Below are 22,368 nucleotides of genomic sequence, written 5' to 3'. Positions count from 1 at the left end.
CTGTTAATCCTCGTGCTTGGCATTCCACACCATTAAAGCCATAAATACCGATATAACTGCGGCCCCTAGCCAGAACCATTTAGCGATGGTAAAGTCGTAAGATGAAACATTTTCAATAGTAGATTTTCCATTGGCGATTAAAATACCACTCACCAAATCCTGCATTCCCGCACCAATATAGCTGGCAATTCCTATAAGACCTAAAGCTGCACCAGAAGCTTTCTTTGATGCAATATCAACAGCCATCAGGCCTCCAATAAAGGTAATCAGTATTCCAAAAGCAAACCCTGATAAAATCATACTCAGGCTATCTATCCATACACTCCCATTGGGATAAAACAGGAAAAGTGACATTGAAAATACATTAAGCAAACCGGCGATTAGCGCTGGAACATTTCTACTGCTTTTAAACAGTTTATCAGAAATAAAGCCGGCAATAACAGTCCCAGCAATACCGCTAATCGCACTGACAGAAATAATGGAACTGGCTTCCATATTTGAATAACCCTTTTGTGCTTCGAGATAAAAAATTCCCCAGCTCTCAATGGCATAACGACTGATGTACATCATCGCACTAGAACCGGCCAAAATCCAAATGAATGGGTTTTTCAAAACTTGCTTCTGAACTTCTGCTAACGTCTTATCTTTTGTTGAAACCTCTGCATAATCATTTTTGTAATCAGCAATAGGAGGTAGTCCCTTACTTTCTGGGGTATCATGCAGAAAAAAGTAAACAATAGCAGCACCAATTAAACCCGAAATACCGGCACTGTAAAAGCCCCATCGCCAACCAAACATACTTACAATAAAGGCAATTCCGATAAAAGTCATTGCTTTTCCAATACTATGACTAGCACTCCATATACCATAATAAGTGCCTCGTTCCCGATTACTAAACCATCTGGATAGAGCAACAACACTAGGAGCTGCCCCCATAGATTGGAACCAGCCATTTAAGCCCCACAAAAAAATAAAAGCGGCAAATAATGTAGTTAGCCCTAAGGCCAAATTTATGAGAGCAGTTAAAAACAAACCGGTTGCCATAAAGCGTTTAATATTACTCCTGTCAGCCAGAAATCCGTTCGTTAATTTACCAACTGCATAAGTAAAAAATAATGCTGAACCTACCATGCCTAACTGCGACTCATTTAAAAAGCCTGCATCTACAATTGGTTTTTTAATCACACTCAAACTCAATCGGCACACATAAAAGAGGCTATACGCAATGGTGGCAGATAAAAATACTGACCAACGATATTGATCATACATCCCCTTTACTAATTTTGAATTTTTCAAACTAGGTATTGATGGAGAGATGGTATAAAAATTGAATATTTTCCTAATCATTATTATAGCTTTATTAATAGCATAGTCCGCAACTCCTCTAACTGGATGCTTTTTAGGAGTAACCCGCAGCTAACACTACCAAATCTAACGAAGTAAACTTTTAACTGAATTTAATCGTGTAATCCTTTTTTGCGCAAGTATTTCAAAAGCAACTCAGGACGGTCAGTTTGGATGATATTTGCCCCATTGTCAATCACCCAGCCCCATGCTGCATCAGGGTCATCCACAGCCAGGTCGTCCGTATGTTCACCACAGAGCGACTCCCAGAGCGTATTCACCCAAATGCGACATTCCTGCTTTTTAATGGTTTGTATTACATCAAACATAGGTGAGTCATCGCTCTTATAAATTACTTCAAAAGCCACAGGTCCTAATTCAAAAATAAAATCATCAACAAATCCTCTTAAATGAGATGTACTCTCTTTAATAACTGGCATATAAATGATCTCTTCCAGTATACTTCCATACTTCTCCTTCACCTGATCAATAGATTTACTGCCTTTGAAAATAACTTGTTCTATAGTGTGTGTTTTGTCAATCACCTCAAAAGCCTTATCCATATAGTTAGAACACTTATCTAGATTGACCATGATGTTTCCTTTGGCAACTTGCATTGCTTCTTCCAAAGTTGGAATTCTATGTTTGGTTGCTCTATCACATCCGTTTAGTAATTGTACAGATTTTAGCTCAGTCAATGTCATATCCGATATTTTGCCTGTGCCAGTTGTTGTGCGATCAATAGTATTATCATGCATTAATACCAACACAGAATCCTTGGTCATTCGCACATCAATCTCTACTATATCAACGCCCATTTCAATACAGTTCTTTATCGCCTGAATTGAGTTCTCCGGCGCATTGCGCCAATCACCGCGATGAGCAACTACAAGTACACATAAGTCAGTTGGATTATATAGATCGGACAATATTTTTTTAACGCGTAGATGGCACTCTGATGAACCGGATACTATATTTGAACCTGACAGAAATTGAAATGAAAACAAAATAATTGTCAGGAAAATCAATCTAATTCTGATCATAATAGAAAGTTTTATGGTGTTTAAAACTACCGGGTCTAAAATGAAATAGACCCGGTAACTTAGTTATATAATATGAAGTTTTTTTTATCGACCTGAATGGGCTGCATTTTTTGAACGCATTGGCCAGCCTTCTTCAGCTAATCCTGTAGCTTTCGTTCTTAAAGCATACAGTGTACCTTTGCTATCAGAATTTGCTGTTAATACATAAATGGTTCCATCCTTACCGATGGCAGCCGAAGTACTTATAGCTCCATCTAGTTGTGTGGCCTTCCATTTGGTGTTACCTTCATCATCAATTACATAAAAGAAACCGGCCTCATCACCAAAATAAAGATTACCATAATTATCAATGGCCGGCACAGCTTTAATTTTTCCTTTGGCTTCAAACTCCCATTTAGGCGTGCCGTCTTCAGGATTATAGGCTATCATTTTGCCATCCTCACCACCAAGATAAACAGTACCATCCGATGCAACTGCAGGACCACCATTCTCCGTTTTATCAGTGGCCGAATAATTATTTTTCCATTTAATGGTTCCATCTTCCATGTTAAATGCCACTAAATGATCCGTTTTATCGGCTACATAAATGGTTTTAGCACTCTCAATTAAAACCGTTGCACAAGCTGTGTAATCACCATATACAGTTCTCCACTTCTCAGTTCCATCTTCATTTAGCGCATACAGCGTATTGTAATCAGAGAAATAGATTATACCGTCGCTATCGATTGCTGGTGTGGAGCGTACTTTACCAACCGCTTCAAATTCCCATTTCAAATTACCATCGATTGGGCTAATTGCCCTGAAATAATTATCCTTATCGCCTCCTCCAATGTATATAGTACCATCGGCACCAATGGCTGGAGAAGCATATTTAAAGCGCTTATAGGTCGCTTTCCATTTCTGACTTCCATCCGGATTAAAAGCAAATAAATCGCCATTATAATCACCGATATAAATTGAACCATCATCAGCAATTGAAGGTGAAGAACGCACTACTTCATCGCTTAAATGCCCCCATTTCAAGCTCCCATTCTGAACAGCAAAAATATTGTAATCGCCTCTTGTAGGGTCACTCGATTTTCCATCAGTCCCGAAATAAACTGTTCCGTCGTTGGCCACAGCTAATGATGATTGATTCGTTTTGTATGGTACAGCATACGCCCAAACAATTTCTGGATTTTTAGTTGCTGTTGACTCCTCCATCATTGTTACAACCTTGGAGCACTCATTAAAATTGCTTTGCCCGGTATTATCAATAACAGTTAATGTGACTGTATATTCACCTATGGCTTGGTATGTATAAACAGGAGATTGTTCAGTTGACGTTTGACCATCACCAAAATTCCAGTTCCACGTCTCGACAGAACCATTTTCATCAAATGATAAATCGGTAAATATCACTGCTTCTCCCTCAACAACAACTTGTTCGCTCATTTTAAATGCAGCAACAGGTTTGGTGTCAATTACTTCATCATCTTCGCACGAAAAGAGTGCAAAAAATGAAGCCAATATGATTATATTAATAATATGATTTTTCATTACTTGTCTTTTTTAATTCACATTGTTACTTTGTAAAAACGCCTTTACTTCAACCGGGTAATCCGTTTGTACGATGTTACCTTTTAACTCAACAAACTTATCCATCTGCCTGTAAGAATCAGACTCTGGTGTTGTGTTTGAATTCACATATACTAACCTGAAAACCTGAAGGTTTTTATTGTGAGCAACAGTAATAAGCTCGTTATTAAAAGAACTGGATGTATAATGCAACACGGCCAGGTTCAATCCTGCCATATTATACTTTTGAATATCCTGCTGGTTATTAATAATTGGCATCACTATCACTCGCTCATCATTATCGACAAGACTTTTGGCCGTAGAAATATTATCGACAGTAAACATTACCTGATCGACCATACCATAAAGTTTAACCTCGTTGTATACCTTGATGAAATTTTCAATCTTCACATCTAAATCAAGATAGATTTTCCCTCTTGCTGCTTCTAAAATCTCAGCAAAAGAAGGAATTTGTTGTGATGTAAGATTGCCATTATGTTCCAGATTAAACTGTTTTAACTCATCAAAGGTGTATTCATTCACACCTCCACTTCCACTTGTCGTACGATCGATGGTATTATCGTGCATCAACACCAGTTTTCCATCCTTACTTTGCTTGATGTCAATTTCGGCAAAAGCAATGCCTTCACTGATGGAGGCTTCAAGGGCAGCAATCGAATTCTCCGGTGTAGTGTAATGGTTTGCGCGATGTGCGCAAACCATAATTTTACTATCCAGATTATTTAGACGCGACCTCAACCCCGTTCTGCCCGGAATAGTGTTTGATAAGCACACCATTATCTCAAGGGATTTGCGAACAGGCTCAATGCCATTGTTAGTAACGGTCAAAGATACCATGTACTTTCCTAATTCATCATAAACATGAGTTGGAGTCTCTTCTAAAGAAGTATTTCCATCGCCAAACTCCCAATAAAAAGTTGTTGACTCATTAGTGTTTAAAGATTCGTTAGCAAATTGTACAGGTTCACCAACCAGCAGTTTAGTATTCAGGTAACTAAATTCTGCCTGAGGTTTTATTTGTACCCCACTATCCGCCTTTGAACAACTATTACAAAGGATTATGCTTAACATCATTGCAAGTGATGATAAAGCTAGGAAACAGAATTTTGTCAGTGATCGATTCATGGTTGAGATTTAGCATAATTGATTATTTCCAATTTCGATTTTGTTCTAAAGCCGGATTTAATAAAATATCACCCGACGGTATAGGATAGAGATAATCTCTTGACTCATCAAAGCTTTTTTCACGATCTGTGAAGGCAACCAGGTTACCACCATCACCATTTGTAAGTGTAAACACATCGCCTAATTTTATCTTTTGAGTAGCTGTTGATGGAGGCTCATCACCTTCGTAAAGCAGTACATCCATGGTACCATCTCCATCCAGGTCAAACTCTCCCAATGAAGGGAAATACATACCTACAATATATTCTTCCAATATTTTACCAGCCTTCCATCTCATTAGGTCATTATAGCGGAATCCTTCCATGGCTAACTCTATGCGACGTTCTCTTCTCACCTCAAGCACAATGCCTTTATTATCTCCTATTACATTTGGATATTGATTAGCAAGATAGGAGTCAGGATTACTATTAGCATTTGCAACATCAAGGTTTGGCATGCCAACACGATTTCGTATCAAACGAATAGATTTATCTACATCAGCCTGATCAATTATCCCTAACTCAGCTCGCGCTTCTGCATAGTTCAGCAACACTTCTGCAAAACGAATGATAGGTACATCCTGGTAACTCGACTGGTTTCCATCCTGACGCTCATCGGAAACAAATTTAACGACCTGGTAACCAGTCATCGATGCAGAGAAATCGGGTAATAACTCCATATCTCCTCCAATACGCATATAGCCTGGCGTTCGGATGGTTTGCTCTAAGCGCCTGTCCCTGTTCTTGGTTTCATTAACAAACTCTATTAACTCATAACCAGCCTGATCTGTAAAGGCACTTCCATTACTCATCAGGTAACTATTTATGAGTGTTTTACTCAAACCAACATCCTGCTGAGTAGCGGAAGTGAAATAATAATTGATACTATGGATTACATCTAAATCACTACTGTATCGTCTTCCCAGAATGACTTCGGTTTCTTTGAGGTCGTTTGATGCAAATAAATCTCTGTAGTCGAGATGCGGATTACCGGTTTCATACAATGAATAGGGACTCTTATCAATAACTTCTTGCGCAGCCTGCCAGCTAAGTTCTAACAGCTTGTCTGAATCCGGCAAGTTCAAATCAGAATGATATTTCCTAAAAGTACCCTCGAAAAGACACACGCGTGACTTTAATGCCAAAGCTGCCCACTTAGTGACTTTATCGGATGCTTTATCATCATTTAAATTTTCAATAGCAGCATCGAGATCAGCAATGATATTATCAATTACGAGCACTCTTGAATCTCTTGGCTTAGTCAGCAGTTCCGTATCACCACTACCTACTACTTCTGTATACCATGGCACATCACCAAAACGTTTTACTTTTTCGAAGTAAAACCAGGCCCTGAAAAAATATGCTACGCCACTATATTCTCTTTTTGCTACTTCACTATCGCACTGCTCATAATACTTAAAAAAGGTATTAATTTTTCGCAAGTCGCTCCAACTCCATCCACCACTGCCAGCTTCTGAAGGTACAATTCTAAGTCCTGACTGTTCGCCCGGAACCCCATTGTATAATACATTATCAGATATATTATCACTTTTTACGATATCATTAATAGATGGTAAATCATTATAAAAGCTATTGGTATAAAGCTTTAAATCTTGCTCCGTCTTAAATGAATTTTCTGGAGCGATTTCAGCAATAGGGTAACGATCTAAGAAATTATCGTTACAAGAAATAAACCCTACTGCCACTATTAACATATATATTACTCTTTTCATGTTCCTACGTTTTAAAAGTTAATGTCAATACCAAAAACGATTGTTTTACTAAATGGATAAGCATTGCCATTGCCTAATTGCTCCGGATCAACAGTGCGATCAGGGTTGTTTTTAAATAACTTGGAAAAAGTTAGTAGATTAGAGCCGGAAGAATAAATGCGTACTTTCTCAAGCTTTACTTTACTTGTCCAACTTTTTGGAAGTGTATATCCAAGGGTTATGTTTTTTAAGCGGATATATCCAACATCCTGCAAGTATCTATCGGAGGGAACTCCAAGTTGTGAACCTTCAAGCCCTTGGTTTATCGTAGAATAGACAGCTAACCTTGGGAAATAGGCATCTCTATTATCAGGGGTCCATGAGTTCGCCTCGATGCTTTCAGGGTAGAAGTTTTGATATTGACGTGAAAAAGGCCCGAAAAAGTAACCATTATCTTTCCCCGGCCACCAATCCTGACTCCAAACGCCCTGAAAGAAAGCCTGGAAATCAAATCCAACATAATCAGCTCCAAGGTTAATTCCATAGGTATAACGTGGAGTTGTATTACCAATTCTCTTTAAATCACCATGATCATTAAGTGTGCGCTCCCCTGCGCTAATGATACCATCGCTATTAAGGTCGGCAAATTTAATATCGCCTGCTACCGGATGATTAATAAGGTAATTCTCGTGAATTCGTCGGTTAACACGTAACTGATCTGCGTGAGTCAGATACTCATCATCGCTTTGAAAGAAGCCATCAAAAGTATAACCCCATACTTCACCAACCTCCTGACCTACATAAAATTGTTCAATATCGCCATTAGGATTATCAAACTTTGTAATAACAGTTGTGTAATCTGCTAACACCAGTCCTATGCTGTAATTTAAGTCACTGCTACCAACTGCAAAACGACTATTCCAGTTGAGTGATAACTCAAATCCTCGTGTGCGCAAATCGGCAGCGTTTTCATCCGGCTCTTTAGCTCCAAATACTGATGGCAATTTCTTTCCCTGCGTCAGCATATCGTAAGTATTGCGTTGGTACCAGTCATACGTCACGGAAAAACGATTATTTAGGGCTGTAATATCAACACCAAAATCAATTGTTTCAGAAGTTTCCCATGTGAAATTTGAAGATATTGGATTCGGGGTTGTCAAGTAATTCTGTTTAACACCATTGGAAATATAATTACCCTGGTTAACACCCATGGTTGAAATATAATCATAGGGACCTACATTTTGATTTCCCAGTGTACCATAAGAAGCTCTTAGCTTTAGATTATCAATGTAACTTTTTGCTCCTTCAAAGAAGTTTTCTTCACTAATCCTCCAAGCTGCCGAAGCGGATGGAAAAACTCCCAATCGATCATTTTTCGGAAATTTAGAAGAAAGATCAAATCGCCCATTAAATTCAATCAGGTACTTATCCTCGAAACTATAATTAAGTCGATAAAAAGCAGCTCGAATAGCCCATTCGTTAGCATCTGATTCAAGGGTAATATTCTCACCCGTAGCAAGATTAAAAGAATTGAGATCTTCTGACAAGTTTCCATTCCTACTTGCAATATTCCTTTTCCAGGTACGCCATTCTTGGTTAAAGCCAATAACTCCTGAGAAACTATGCTTATCAGATGCTTTTAACTCATAGTTTGCATAGGCGTTGAAAGCCTGATACATTCTTTCCCACTGCCATTCTTTATAGATCTGCTTGTTTTCTTTATATAATGTCACTCCCTCACCTCCAGGTTGATTGGTATGAGGTGTGGATATTAGTCTTACCCAGCTCGATGGACTTCCTTTCCTAAAAGAATAATCACTGTTTATTGTTAAGCCTTTAGTAATATCTATACTTAACGAAGTTGTATTAGTTACATCATAATCCTTTTCAAGCGACCTACTCTTTCCATAAATCAAATCAGCAAATGTTCCATCTGCAATATCACGATTCGGGGTATATGCTCCTTGTATAATTATTGAACCATCCGGATTTGTTGGATTAAATAAAGGTGATGCATGAAAAGTGTATTTTCGCCAGTCTTCATGGTTTGAACTGCCACTTATGTTGCGTGTATTAGTTGCCGGACTATCATATTCACTTAGATGAATATTGGTTGCATTGCTAATCGTTATCGCATCTGATAAGTCTACACTTACTTTTGACCTTAATGTATACGACTCTAGGACATCTGGATTAATACGATATATTCCTTTTCTATTATAATACCTACCTGAAAGATAATACTTTACTCTGTCTGCTCCTCCTGAAATACTAAAGGTGTGTTCCTGTGACGGTTGCGAATCACTATAAATATAGCTCCACCAATCGGTATTTCCGTAGTGTATGTATTTCTCAACACCATCTACATTCTTTATCAGTACAGAAGGAAGTGTCGGATCCTGTTTCCTGGCTTCCAAATAGGCATAATCGTCTTCTCCATATCCAAGGTATGTACTTGTGTTTTCTAACAAACTAAGTTTATCACTTAGCCGTGCCCACTCCAAACCATCGGTTATAAAATTATCCGTTCTGATCGTAGGCGAACTCCATCCAAAGTTAGCGTTATAGTTAACTTTCACATCCCCTGGCTTACCTGTTTTTGTGGTAATTAATACCACGCCAAATGCTGCACGCGCACCATATATTGATGCTGATGCTGCGTCCTTTAAAACAGAAATGGATTGAATATCCTTCGGGTTAATCATGTTCATGTCACCCTCAACACCATCTATTAAAACTAAAGGCTGACTTCCGTTTATTGAACCGACACCGCGAACATTAATATTACCTTTCTCATTAATTCCTCCATTGCTAAAGGTTACATTAACATTGGGTATCATTCCTTGAAGCACCTGGCTGGTATTGGCTCCCAAATTCTTTTCAATTTGTTTGGCATCCAGCTGACCAACTGCTCCCGAGAGGTTAACTTTCTTTTGATAGCCATAGCCTATAGCAACCACTTCATCCAATCCAATGCTTTCTTCAACAAGGGTAATATTTATCTGATTACGTCCTGCAACTTCGATTTCTTGTGTTACAAACCCAATAAATGAAAAGCTTACAACTGCCAGTTCAGAAGATATGTCTATCGAATATGACCCATCAATACCACTAATTACTCCATTTTGCGGATTACCTGCTTCATAAATATTAACACCTGGTATTGGATCTCCATAAATATCCTCAACTCTTCCTGTAACTTTTCTAATGAGTTGATTTTGTTGAACTTCCGCTTCAGACTCACTTTTTAATGGAAAAAGTATAACCTGTTTGTCAATTATCTTATACCTTAATCCTAAATCACTTGTGACATCATCTAATATCTCAGTGATTTTTTTAGCACGATACTCTCCACTTACTTTTTGTTCAACATTAATAATTCCACTATAAAAGAAGCTAAACTCACTCTGTTCCTCAATTTTGTTCAGAAAATCTTCAAGGCTCATATTATTCACCTTAATTGATAAGCTGGTGCTTTGCGAATAGATTTCAGAAGCAAGAGCACTTGTAATGAATAGTAACATGAGCAATACTGAGAGCTTCATAATTCTAAGCATTTTTGCGACACACGGACTCAACCCATGCGTACATCGGATTTTTTTCATAATTTTGAAGTGTTAAATGATAAGTAATACGATTATTTATCAACCGAGTAAAGAAGTGAGAAGTTCCAGTTCTCACTTCTTTTTGTTACAGTTGATGTGTTTCATTTCATGAATAGAAAATTGTACTGCAAATTATTTTGTTGCATCCTTTTTATATTTTAGTGTATAAATTCTTTCTTCCTTATCGAAGTTATAAGTAACTGGCGCCGATAAACTAATCATATTCATAACTTCACTGATACTCTCCATTTCAATGACACCTGAATACCATAATTTATCCAGTTCAGAATCCGCATATTCTATTTTCACATTATACCATCGCTCCAGTTTTGTGATTAAAGTTGGAAATGGTTCACGATTAAAGATTAATTTGCCTTCCATCCAGCATGTTGACAATTTGACATCAACTTCCCTAATAGAAAACCCTTCCTGTGTTTTCCTAAGCTGATCGCCAGGCTTTAGTGATAACACGCCTGTTTCATCTTTAGGTTTGAAGTCTACGGCTCCCTCAATAAGGGTAGTTTCATAAATCCCGTCTTCAGGGTATGCTTTCACGTTAAATGATGTTCCTTTAACAACCACATCTCCATCTGGGGTAGAAACAATAAAAGGGCTATTACTTTTTTTTACGTCAAAGAAGGCTTCCCCTGACAAAGATAATGATCTGCTTTTGCCAAACTTCACTGGATAAGTGATGGTTGAACCAGAATTAAGCCAGACTCGTGAGCCATCGGGTAAATCAACATTTGTTTTGGCTCCAAAAGGTGTCGATAGTATTTGCAGCTGTGAAGCATATTTGTGGGGATCAACCTGCTGATAGAAGATAATGTTACTAATAAATAAAGCTACAACCACAACAGCAGCTACACTTACAGTCCAACTATAAATTCGTATTTTTCTTTGCGCAATTTTATTCCGCTCTATCCATATGGCTTCCTTAATTCTATTAAAAAGTAATGGATTTTTTCGAGGTGGTACATCTACATCATTCATTTCATTGTCCCAGAAACCTTTCATTAAACCTGAAATGGACAACTCTTTCTGTTTATCAGTTAGTAATTCTGACAGTTCAGAAAATTCATCGGGTCGTAGTGTTGAATGATAATATTTCTTGAATAAACTTTTCATACTTTATGCTCGTCTGTACTTAATACACAGCAAAAAAGTCTATCCCTAGTGAGAAATTGAAAAAATTAGAAAAAAAGATAAAAATAAAGCATTGCCACCACCCCGTAGCTTTTAAGATTTTCTTTTATATATCTAATAGCAAGGGATATGTGATATTCAACAGTTTTGGTTGTTATCCCTAATTTTTCTGCAATCTCTTTATGTGTTAAACCTTCGGTACGACTTAAAACAAATATTTCTTTTTGCCGCTCTGGTAGTTCTTCAATTAATTGATTTGTTTTTTTCCTTAATTCGCTGTACTCAATTTGGTCAACAGAAGAATATTCCGATGCAAGGGACAGTCTTTTAACTTCCTCTTTTAAGTTTTCATTATTAAGACGCGTCCTCAATTCATTCAAGAGCAAGTTTCGCGTAATGGTAAAGATGTACGAATTAAAAGTATTTGCAGAATTGATGCTCTTCCTTTTTTGCCATATTTTCACGAAAACTTCTTGTAAGATGTCATCAATACCCTCGTCAAACTTTAGAAAGGATTTTGAGAAACTATATAATCTGGGATAATAATAGTTAAAGAGTTCCTCCAATGAGGCCTCATTATCTTTAGCCAACTTAATTAATACTTCTTCTAATTCTAAATGTTTCACGAATGCCAATTTTTATAAAAAAAACAAATTTAGAATATTTATAGCAAAAAGCATTTTAATTGGCAATACTAAGCAGGGAATACTAAGGCCTATAAATACAATAAGTTCTTGGGAACGGTTCTCTTTTGTAAGGTGCGTATAAAGAACCGTTCCCTATATACTTAATTAAACGGATCTTTCAGAACTTACTACTTGTTACTCCTCATATCTAAACCTTTAATAAGCGCATCAGTTCCGCATTACGAGTAGCGATAAACCATCATAGAAATCCTCTTCTTCTTTTCTACGAATTTCACAATTCACCTATTCAAGACTTCAACTTATTAAAAGCTTTATTATTGCGAGAGCCTAGCCAAGCAGCCTTCGTAAACATTTACTTCACTTGGGTGTTACTATCCCAAACAAATAAAGTTAACTATATTTACACCATAATGTTAAATGTGTAACAATTGACGCAAAAAAGTAAATTTAATTTTATGAGAATCCTATCCTCTACCCTCATTGTTTTATTGCTTACATCATGCTCCTTTGGAAATAAAAAGCAGTTTGAAAACGATCTCAACAAGCACTTTGAAAACATCAAAACTGATGCAGACGCCCTTCAGTCATTTTTTACGCTAATGCCCAAGGGTGGTGACATACATCACCATGCCAGTGGCACCCCCTATGCCGAGGAGTACATATTACTTGCCCTGCGCGACAGCTGTTACATCAACCCCCACGATTATCAGCTATATGCCAATAAAAAGGAGGCTGCCCATGATAATGATGCATTGCTAATTAATGCCCTCCTGCAGCAAAATCCCAACTATAAAGATTCCATTATCGACAACTGGTCAGTGCGCAATCATAAGGCACACAATAAGGACGGTCGGGAACAGTTTTTCAGCACCTTCTCTAAGTTTAAAGCGGCCTTTGTGGGCAACGAAGCCCTGCTACTGTCGGCCATATGCAAACGAGCGGCAAAGGATAACATTGCCTATATCGAGAGCATGATACGTGTGCCCAATATTCAAGACAGTGTGGCACAATTTGCCGACAAGCAGGCCTGGATTGACGACACACGCGCTTTACACCTGAAGCTCGATGATTACTACCAGTATTTTATTAATAAAGACATGGATAAATGGGCACAGGCCTATGCCGATTCAATTGACAGCTACCACGGTCGCACGGATAAACATGGGGTGGCACTTAAATTTCAAACCTATGGCGTGCGCGTTTCTTCCAATCAGGCCAAGATTTTTGGTCATCTTATCCTGGCCTTTGAGGCAGCCGCACTTAGCGATCAGCTGGTAGGCGTTAACTTTGTGGCACCGGAAGACAATATTAATGCACTGCGTAATTACAAAACACACATGGCCATGTTTCGCTACCTAAGCGATAAATATCCTAATGTAAAAATTGCGCTTCATGCCGGCGAATTAGTATTGGGCAAGGGCGATACTCAGGCAGAGGACCTTACCTATCATATTAATGATGCCTTGAAAACAGCACGCGCCTCCAGAATCGGTCATGGTGTAGATCTCAAGTCAGAGAACGACTACCTTGGCATCCTGGATTTTATGAAGGAAAACAACTGTGCCATAGAAATTAATCTGGAAAGTAATGCGGTGATCCTTGAAACAACAGCTCATAACCATCCGGTGGGAGAATACCTTAAACACGGAATACCTGTATGCATCGCCACGGACGATGAGGGCGTGCTGCGCACCAATCTAATTAATCAATACATGATGCTGGTAAGCTATGTGCCAGATATAAAATATACTCAAGTAAAGGAAATAGTATTTAACACCATTGGATATTCTTTCCTGGATGAAACAGAAAAAAAAGATCTCCTGGAGCAGCTTGAAAAGGAATTTCAAGAGTTTGAGCATCAAACACTCACAAGTAGATCATAAACACAAGTCATCGGATGACCAAATGAATTTATTCATTATTAAGCCATCTGATGACTTATAAAAGCCCTTTTATTCAAGCATACAGTTTCAGCCTACTGTATGCTTACGGGCATTTCAATACCCTCGGTACTAAAAGCTACATCGCACCACTGACCGTCGATAAGTTCGCGCAAATGCGTGAAACCGGCCTCAAGCAGCAGAGTGGCAACATCAGCAAAAGCGTTATCCAACTTATTGGCTCGATGGGCATCACTGTTAATAGTAATCGGAATATCCATCGCCTTAATGGCAGCAAAATGTTCAGGACCCGGAAACAATTGACCATCGCGGTAATAGGCCTTAGTATTAATCTCCACAATAACATTTTTCTCTTTGGCCAGCTCCAGCGTTTTGTGCACTTCATCAATATACCAGGCTGCTTGCTCATCAAACAGATGCAGCGCCTTATTGTGCATCTTCACCTTATCCATATGGCCAATTATATCAGGCGTTCCTTCCTGCAGCATCTCACGCTGTAAGGCATAATAACGACAGACAGCCGCCTTAATATCGCCCACAAAAGTCTCCTCCAGTCCCTGCTCAAATTCGTTTACCGGCGCATCCACCGACCAGTAATCACCATTGTGCAGCTGACCGACAAAATGCACCGATCCCACTGTGTAATCGAGTTTGGCGTCCTGCACCATTTTAGATGAGGGCGATGCTAACCCGGGAATATAATCAACCTCGAGCGACTTATAAACGGTAATCTCTTCGCTGTACTTTTCCCGCAGGTAATCTACCTCTTTGAGGTAAGAAGATAGGCGGTACCCCGGCATATTCCAATCCGTTGGGAAGGGCAGCGGGGCGTGTGACGATATGCCAAGGGCGTGCATCTTTAGATCGATGGCCGTGGTAATATAGTCCTCTATCTTGCCTTGTCCGTCGCAATATTCACAATGTCCATGATAATTCGTCCATCCCATACTGTATTCTTCTTATAAGTGTTTATAATTCTGTCGCTTTCCGACATTGATCCGGAAGTAAAAAATAAAAATAACGATCAAACTAACGCAAAAAAGACCTTTAATTTTAATTACACAAATTTTTATTGGGTAAACACGTTTTTGCCTCGAATGTTTAACTTTGCAGCTCGCAAAAATATAGCAAATGGGTTTTATTGAAGAAGTAAACAGACGACGTACCTTTGCCATCATCAGTCACCCCGATGCCGGTAAGACTACTTTAACAGAGAAGTTGCTGCTATTTGGTGGCGCTATTCACGTGGCAGGTGCCGTCAAATCCAACAAGATAAAGAAAACAGCCACCTCCGATTTTATGGAAATTGAAAAACAGCGCGGTATCTCGGTGGCTACCTCCGTAATGGGTTTTGAATACAATGGTTACAAAGTGAACATCCTGGATACGCCGGGTCACCAGGATTTTGCCGAAGATACCTTTCGCACACTAACGGCGGTTGACAGCGTAATTATTGTGGTAGATGCGGCTAAAGGTGTTGAGGCCCAAACACGTAAACTAATGGAGGTGTGTCGCATGCGTAATACACCGGTAATTGTGTTTATCAATAAAATGGATCGTCCCAGTAAAGATCCTTACGACCTGCTGGACGAGGTTGAGGAAGAGTTAAAAATTAAGGTGCGCCCCCTAAGCTGGCCCATCGGCAATGGCCCTGACTTTAAAGGTGTGTATAACTTATTTGATGAGAGTCTTTACTTGTTTGAGCCCAATAAGCAGGTACTGGAAGAAGGCATTGCCATAAAAGACCTTAACGATTCGGCTCTGGAGGCTCAAATTGGAGATGACTCAGCCGCTTTAATTCGTGAGGAGCTGGAGCTGGTTAACGGCGTGTATCCCGAATTTGAATCTGAAACCTACCTCAATGCCCAGGTGGCACCCGTATTTTTTGGTAGCGCCCTGAATAACTTTGGTGTACGCGAACTACTGCACTGTTTTCTGGAGATAGCCCCTTCACCACAGCCCTCACAGGCCGAGGAGCGCATGGTTGCGTCGCGTGAAGAAAAGATGACCGGTTTTGTGTTTAAGATACATGCCAACATGGATCCTAACCACCGTAACCGCTTGGCCTTCCTTAAAGTATGCTCGGGAAAATTCATGCGTAACACCAACTATCTGCATGTACGACAGGGTAAGAACATGAAATTCTCGAGCCCTACCGCCTTTATGGCCGAGAAGAAATCCATTATTGAAGAAGCCTATCCGGGTGATATTGTGGGTATTCCCGACAGTGGTAACTTCAAGATTGGCGATACACTCACTTCCGGCGAGAAACTTCATTATAAGGGACTGCCCAGCTTCTCACCTGAGCTCTTCCGATACATTGAGAATGCCGACCCCATGAAATCAAAACAGTTGGCAAAAGGCATCGACCAACTGATGGATGAAGGTGTGGCTCAGCTTTTTGTCAGTCAGTTCAACGGACGCAAGGTGATTGGAACGGTGGGTGCACTACAGTTTGAAGTGATTGAATACCGCTTGCTTCACGAATACGGTGCCAAATGTCGCTACGAGCCCATTAATCTGTACAAAGCATGTTGGCTGGAGAGTGATGACAAAGAGCAGCTGAATGATTTTAAGAAGCGTAAGCTGCAATACATGGCGAAGGATAAGTTTGGACGCGATGTGTTTATGGCCGATTCTGCCTACATGCTGCAAATGGCGGAGAGTAATTTTAAAAATATTAAGTTTCACTTCACCTCTGAATTTTAAATAAAAAAAATCCACAAGATACGCTGGCGAACCTTCGATACGAGGGTTCGCTTTTTTTTGAAAGCACCCCTTTATTTACTTTAAAAAATGAAGTAAATTGAATGCAAAGACCCAAAAGCCATGAAATCAGACTGCGACAAGAAACATAAAGGAGGGCATCCTGTTAATTATAACTTATCCGTAGGTAGCCAGATAGAGAAAGATATTATAGTACAAAAGAGTGATTTGGCCACGTCGTTAAAAACAGGTCAGGTGCCTTTTATTTCCACGGCTGCCATAATTGTGTATATGGAGCAGTGCTGCGTTGAGCTTATTCATCCAAGCTTGCCCATTGGTTACGATACGGTAAGCACTGAAATGAATGTACGGCACTTACATCCGGCACAAGCCGGGGAGACACTTATTTGTCGCGCTCACCTTAAATTTCTGGAAGATAAAAAGCTATTTTTTGATGTGGCCATGCTCAATAAGAAAGGTGAATCCATAGGCATTGGAGCCCATGAGCGCTATATCGTCTGCCACAAATCATTTGTAGAAAAACACAAAGGCTAGATCATTTTTTTAAAACCTCCCCGCCTATCGGCACCCCTCCTAAAATTCAGGAGGGGAAGGGTTTATAACACTCTCTTCCTTTCAAAAGAGGAGTACCCCGTAGTGAAGGAGGATGAAATTAACAATTATTTACCCTTGTCACCCGACAATTGATAAGTTATCCATTAAAAATTAAAGGCACTCATGCGCGGTTGATCTCCCACAGGATATTCCTCTTGGTTATTCCAGCCTTCATCCTGCTTTTTTAAGATAACCAAGTGACCATCAGCAGTAAGTGCCATAATGCGTCCGGTACGCGAATCCCAGTCAATGCCGTTAAAAGCCTCAGCGCTGTAATCACCCACTACAGCTGAGTTCTCGGGCGTCATGTCCTCACCAGCTTCAATGTAAACTGACTTGGAGACAAGGTAATCATATACATAATAAAGCGTGCGTCCATCCCGCGAAATGGTCAAAGGATTATCCAGCTCATTCTTCTTCACACCCAACATAAAGTCATGCGCTTCGTGAGCTACATAAGGTTCCTCATTAATAAGGGTACGCTCCAACTTAACCAGCGCCTGCTCATCGCCTGAGCAATACACCCACACGTTACGATCGATGTCCACCACCATATCAATGGGGTTGTTATAATTCAGGTCAATGGTAGACACGACCATGGCATTACTCATGTCGATAACTACCACTTTGGCACCGGTTTCGTCGCCAGAACAGGCAACATATAGGTACTTACCCGCTGAGATGAGCTTCTGCGGATGAGCAGCTACGTCAAAAGTACCCTCCACCGTATTGTTGGTGTAGTCGTAAAGACTTACACTTGCTGCATTGTGTGCCACGAACATTTGTGATTCGTTGACTACCAGAATATCTCGCGGCGCGGTAAAATCAGTAATACTACCAGCATTTAAATAACCGTTCAGATCAATTTTAGCAATACTATTGTCAGCCGGCAGGGTCACAAAAGCCAGTCCTTCTGGGAAATCAGCATTTCGACGTATGGCAATCTGAGTAGCACCAGCGCCAATGTCGGCACCGTTGTTACGCTCCTGATAAATATTATTGCTACACTCCTCGCGCTCGTAATTATAATAGCTTATCGAACTTTTTTCATTGCCTTCATTAACAATAAAAGCACCCTGATGCTCTTCCAGCTTGTAAATATTCACATCGCCACAACCTGTTAGCCCCAAACCAAGAGCCAGCCCTGCAGCTGCAATTAAATTCTTCATATATCTAATTTATTTTATGCCTTACAAAATATTAACGTGTAATTAAAGCTACCAAAGATATTATTCCTTTTTTAAATATTATTCAATAGACACTTAGATTTTTAGACTTAGGGCAAAGAAGACTTGCCCTCTCCCCTATATCAGTATTATAATCATAGACTTACAAATTAACAGCATTGAAAAAGGCCGGCTAATGCCGACCTTTGAAAAATTGCTTACACACTAATCATCGTGAGTGAGATCAATGTTTTAATACGCAAATAAAGTTGAGTTAGGCATTGCCCCCACTACATACTCATTTTTCTTTTCGCCTGAATTGGAATAGACAAACACCGTTCCGGGAGTTGTCGCATCAACTTCTTTACACAGCCATAGGTCATCCGTTATGGGGTGAACGTCAATGCCATAATATGTTTCATCAATAAATTTAACACTTGGCAACTCGGTATCAGTAATGTCCATGGCATAGAGGGCATCGGAAACATAGTAGATAGTTGTTCCATTTTTACTTGCGGCAATGGTTTTAACGGCACCATTTGATGCAGCAAGATCCCATGAGGTGACTTCACTGGATACAACATTAATTTTAGAAACACCCGCATTGGTATAGCTTACATCTGGCCAGTTTGCATAATTAGGTACTCCACCACAATAAACCCAAATATCACCATTTGCATCCACCACCATATCCTTGGGGCACGACTTCACTGTTAGGGTTTCGATGACTTGATCATTGGATGTATCTACAACGGTTACTGTATTATCATCGTTTGACCAACCTCCGCTGTTGGCCACATACAATTTCCCTTTAACAACAACCATTTTTTCTGGTCCTGCACCAACGTTAATCTTTTCACCTTTTTCAAAAGTCATCAGGTTAATCGGATAGATTTCATTAGCTTTTCGGGCATAATTCCCATCAGCACCTGTTCCGTTTGATACATAAGCCTTTCCATCCATCAAAACAATTTCACGAGGATAAGAGAAGCCTTCTATAAGGGCAACATGTTTAAATGTTTCCTTATCTAGAACTTCCACATATCCTGCCCCTGATTGGGTAGTTACAACGATGAAAACATGCGTATCATTGGCAGCCATTGACTGCGGCATTTTCCCTAGGGGCAATCCATTCACCTCTTCAAAATAGTTGTTGGTTACTTCATTGTTCTCATCAATGATTGAGATGGAACCATTGTCATTTCCTTCGTTAAGCACATAAATACTGCTTACTTTCGGAGTCACTACATCATCATCATCTGAACAGGCAGAAAAAAACATTACTGCCATCAGGAAAAATGGTAAAAGTCTCAAAACCTTTTTCATCATGTATAAAATTTAGAAAATAAAATTTACAGTCAAATAATATGCCCTGCCCGGCATTGGGTAAGCCCATACCAATTGATAAGACGTATCGAAAATATTTTCGACGCGAGCCATTAACCCAATATCAATTACGGCTCGGTCTATGGTATAAGCGGTGTTTACATCAACCAGCGCGTAGGCTTCTACTTCTCGTCCTTCCCACGTATTACATTGGGAACGAGAATACAACATGGCACCCACATTCCATTGAGAAGCAATAAAATCAGAAATAAACTTAAAAGTGTGCTTGGGTCGATAACCAAGCGTTTCTTTATAGCCAGCACTTTCTGAGTTATTATCATAGGCGTCGTTGTATCCGTATATGATCCTATTCCTTACTTGGTGATTTCCGATCTGCAAACGATGGCTTGCGCTGACATCAAAACCTTGTGAAATGATAGCGTTTGTATTAATCGGCATCCACAGACCATTGCTGCTCGGTTTCCAGGCGATTGATTCATTGTTGCTTGCCCGATAAAAGGCTAAATCCGCACCAATACTACCCCAGTTGGTCTTCTGCTCAAACATTTCAAATCCCACCTCATAATTAAAGCCTTCTTCCGGTTTCAGTGACAGATTACCCCCCGGCTTCCAATAACGATCATTAAAGGTAGGGCGACGAAAATGGGTTGCCACCTTTCCTCGAGCAGCCAGCCATTGCGGAGAAATTATAATTTTACCACTTAGTGAAAACATGAGGGGTGGATTGGGTAGACTGTTCTCAATTATTTCATATTCTGCTATTTCTCCATTTTCATAAATTGGCTGTTTAACCTCATCAGATTCTGAGCTACACCAGTCTTTACCAACGGTCGCAATAAAGACACCAATCTCGGGCGAATACTTGATTGCGGCATTCAGCCGTCCTTCATGTTCCACAATATTGCTGGCATAATTAGCAGTGATGGCCTTTAAATAACTATAGCGACCATTTACATCAACACTCAAATTATCATTGACATACCAACGTGTACTTAGATCGGCAAACCAAGACTTGGCAGCTATTTCTGAGAAAATTTTGAAAGACTCACTATCGGCATTATCCTTATCGGTATAACGGATAAAATCGTAAATATATGCAGCCTTGCCCTCTAGTCGGAAATTACGTATTAACCTTTTCCAACCTACATATAGTTTAAGGGTTGAATCTTTTTGAGTTTGATGACTAATGGGAGCCCCAACACCCATCAATCCTGGTAACTCTTTTTCTTTGACCTGGTACCAGGCACCAAAATCAAATAGGTTTTTACCGGCTTGCCAATACAAGCTATGCAGCGTACCAAACACCTCACTCCTGTTATGCTGTGAAGTTTCTGTAGGTTGGCCATGATCGAAGTCATCAATGTAATTAAAGTTGTTCTTTGCATCCTGATAAAAGACTTGCCCCGCATAGGATAATGTACGATTGGATGCTTGTACCCGAAGATTTCCTTTGTAACTAGATAACCATTTAAAATCGCCCTTACTGGTGGTACTTGAATTCATCTCCCTAGCATAGGAATGGTCTAAATAACTTCCCAACTCGTTGGAAACCGATATTTTTAGGCCTTCTTGCCAACGTGGCTGATTCGAAAGCTCAATAACACCCCCCATGGTGCCACTCCCATAAAGTGAACCTGCTGCGCCATAGGTAAGCCTTACATCGTTAAAACCGCCAGCCGATATCGTTGATAAATCGCTGGCACCTGTCGTAAGCGAATTCAAGGGTAATCCATTCCAGGTTACCAATGTTTGGTTAGATGCTGCCCCGCGAATACTAGCTGTTGTTAAAGCACCAGCGCCACCATTGGATTGAATATTAATTAAGGAAGTTTTTTGCAAGAGCGCACCGATATCTTGCGCAGCATATCGCTGAATAGCAAGGATATCCACTTGCTCAACTTTGTCGGTTACGGCAAAATGTTTTAAACGCGAAGCTGTAATTTCCACCTCTTGTACTTTAACCGAATCGCGCACTTCGTCATCGGCCAGTAACGGCAACGACCAAACAAAAAACCATAGTAACAGTTGACACCTCATCTCACACATTCAGCTTGTTAACACTGCTCTGACAAAAGGAAAAGAAGCGGCAATACACCAAGGTAGTATCGTCCTGCATTTATTCCGAATGGCACGAACAATTGAATAATCTTTGGCAGGTCTTCTGACTTATTCCCTGCAATCGCCTTCCCATCATTTTTTTTGACAGTGGCCTTGTTGATTGCAGTTGATGGTTTACTATTACCCATCGGAAATCACAGCAGCGGAAACTGTTGCCGAATTCCTGTCTACTGACAGGTCACGGCATTCCCATTTTCATCATATAACACCGGTAGGTGCCTTATGAACCAAATCGCAACAAAGGTAAGTGATTTGTTAAAGCAGAAAGCAATATTAG

15 protein-coding genes and 1 riboswitch are annotated in these 22,368 nt (G+C 39.8%); of the genes, 3 read left to right on the top strand and 12 right to left on the bottom strand.

Annotated features, from left to right (window positions below; genetic code table 11):
* Nucleotides 1-3: 3 nt before the first annotated feature.
* The 8 genes from ACRD7A_RS04590 to ACRD7A_RS04555 form a co-directional block, all read right to left on the bottom strand.
* On the bottom strand, nt 4-1,347 hold the full coding sequence (locus tag ACRD7A_RS04590) for an MFS transporter (protein WP_430809953.1): 1,344 nt from the start codon (nt 1,345-1,347) through the stop codon (nt 4-6).
* Nucleotides 1,348-1,457: 110 nt separating this feature from the next.
* Entirely contained in the window at nt 1,458-2,387 is a 930-nt protein-coding gene (locus ACRD7A_RS04585; RefSeq protein ID WP_430809952.1) for a glycerophosphodiester phosphodiesterase family protein, read from the bottom strand.
* Between the two features lie 84 nt (nt 2,388-2,471).
* Nucleotides 2,472-3,926 (bottom strand): outer membrane protein assembly factor BamB family protein, encoded by a 1,455-nt coding sequence (locus ACRD7A_RS04580; RefSeq protein ID WP_430809951.1) that lies wholly within the window; start codon nt 3,924-3,926, stop codon nt 2,472-2,474.
* 12 nt (nt 3,927-3,938) lie between these two features.
* On the bottom strand, nt 3,939-5,090 hold the full coding sequence (locus ACRD7A_RS04575; RefSeq protein WP_430809950.1) for a glycerophosphodiester phosphodiesterase family protein: 1,152 nt from the start codon (nt 5,088-5,090) through the stop codon (nt 3,939-3,941).
* Between the two features lie 22 nt (nt 5,091-5,112).
* Nucleotides 5,113-6,861, bottom strand: a complete 1,749-nt coding sequence (locus ACRD7A_RS04570) for a RagB/SusD family nutrient uptake outer membrane protein (protein ID WP_430809949.1) — start codon at nt 6,859-6,861, stop codon at nt 5,113-5,115.
* 11 nt (nt 6,862-6,872) lie between these two features.
* Nucleotides 6,873-10,385, bottom strand: a complete 3,513-nt coding sequence (locus ACRD7A_RS04565) for a SusC/RagA family TonB-linked outer membrane protein (RefSeq protein WP_430809948.1) — start codon at nt 10,383-10,385, stop codon at nt 6,873-6,875.
* A gap of 192 nt (nt 10,386-10,577) precedes the next feature.
* Nucleotides 10,578-11,573: a FecR family protein gene (locus ACRD7A_RS04560; protein WP_430809947.1), complete on the bottom strand. Its 996-nt coding sequence runs from the start codon at nt 11,571-11,573 to the stop codon at nt 10,578-10,580.
* A gap of 65 nt (nt 11,574-11,638) precedes the next feature.
* Nucleotides 11,639-12,217, bottom strand: a complete 579-nt coding sequence (locus tag ACRD7A_RS04555; protein WP_430809946.1) for an RNA polymerase sigma factor — start codon at nt 12,215-12,217, stop codon at nt 11,639-11,641.
* Between the two features lie 476 nt (nt 12,218-12,693).
* On the opposite strand from ACRD7A_RS04555, the gene ACRD7A_RS04550 reads away from it, so the two are divergent.
* Nucleotides 12,694-14,121, top strand: coding sequence for a hypothetical protein (locus ACRD7A_RS04550; RefSeq protein WP_430809945.1), 1,428 nt, complete (start codon nt 12,694-12,696; stop codon nt 14,119-14,121).
* Nucleotides 14,122-14,213: 92 nt separating this feature from the next.
* Here the strand turns inward: ACRD7A_RS04550 and ACRD7A_RS04545 are convergent, their stop codons facing one another.
* Complete coding sequence (locus ACRD7A_RS04545; RefSeq protein WP_430809944.1) at nt 14,214-15,086, bottom strand: histidinol-phosphatase; 873 nt, start codon at nt 15,084-15,086, stop codon at nt 14,214-14,216.
* A gap of 184 nt (nt 15,087-15,270) precedes the next feature.
* Between ACRD7A_RS04545 and ACRD7A_RS04540 the strand changes: the two genes are divergently transcribed.
* Nucleotides 15,271-16,848, top strand: coding sequence for a peptide chain release factor 3 (locus ACRD7A_RS04540; RefSeq protein WP_430809943.1), 1,578 nt, complete (start codon nt 15,271-15,273; stop codon nt 16,846-16,848).
* A gap of 120 nt (nt 16,849-16,968) precedes the next feature.
* Entirely contained in the window at nt 16,969-17,400 is a 432-nt protein-coding gene (locus tag ACRD7A_RS04535) for a thioesterase family protein (protein ID WP_430809942.1), read from the top strand.
* A gap of 164 nt (nt 17,401-17,564) precedes the next feature.
* Here ACRD7A_RS04535 and ACRD7A_RS04530 read toward each other — a convergent pair whose 3' ends face one another.
* The 3 genes from ACRD7A_RS04530 to ACRD7A_RS04520 all read right to left on the bottom strand — a co-directional run bounded on the left by ACRD7A_RS04530 (nt 17,565) and on the right by ACRD7A_RS04520 (nt 22,010).
* Nucleotides 17,565-18,629, bottom strand: a complete 1,065-nt coding sequence (locus tag ACRD7A_RS04530) for a YncE family protein (protein ID WP_430809941.1) — start codon at nt 18,627-18,629, stop codon at nt 17,565-17,567.
* A gap of 249 nt (nt 18,630-18,878) precedes the next feature.
* Nucleotides 18,879-19,955: a YncE family protein gene (locus ACRD7A_RS04525; protein ID WP_430809940.1), complete on the bottom strand. Its 1,077-nt coding sequence runs from the start codon at nt 19,953-19,955 to the stop codon at nt 18,879-18,881.
* A gap of 9 nt (nt 19,956-19,964) precedes the next feature.
* Nucleotides 19,965-22,010 carry a TonB-dependent receptor plug domain-containing protein gene (locus ACRD7A_RS04520; RefSeq protein WP_430809939.1) on the bottom strand — a complete coding sequence of 682 codons (2,046 nt, stop codon included), beginning with the start codon at nt 22,008-22,010 and terminating at the stop codon, nt 19,965-19,967.
* Nucleotides 22,011-22,107: 97 nt separating this feature from the next.
* Nucleotides 22,108-22,338: riboswitch (cobalamin riboswitch) on the bottom strand.
* Nucleotides 22,339-22,368: the final 30 nt, after the last annotated feature.

Origin of the sequence: Carboxylicivirga longa (assembly GCF_050589825.1) — a bacterium.
In the GTDB taxonomy this organism is placed as follows: domain Bacteria; phylum Bacteroidota; class Bacteroidia; order Bacteroidales; family Marinilabiliaceae; genus Carboxylicivirga; species Carboxylicivirga longa.
This window is presented reverse-complemented; position numbering and strand designations above follow the sequence as displayed.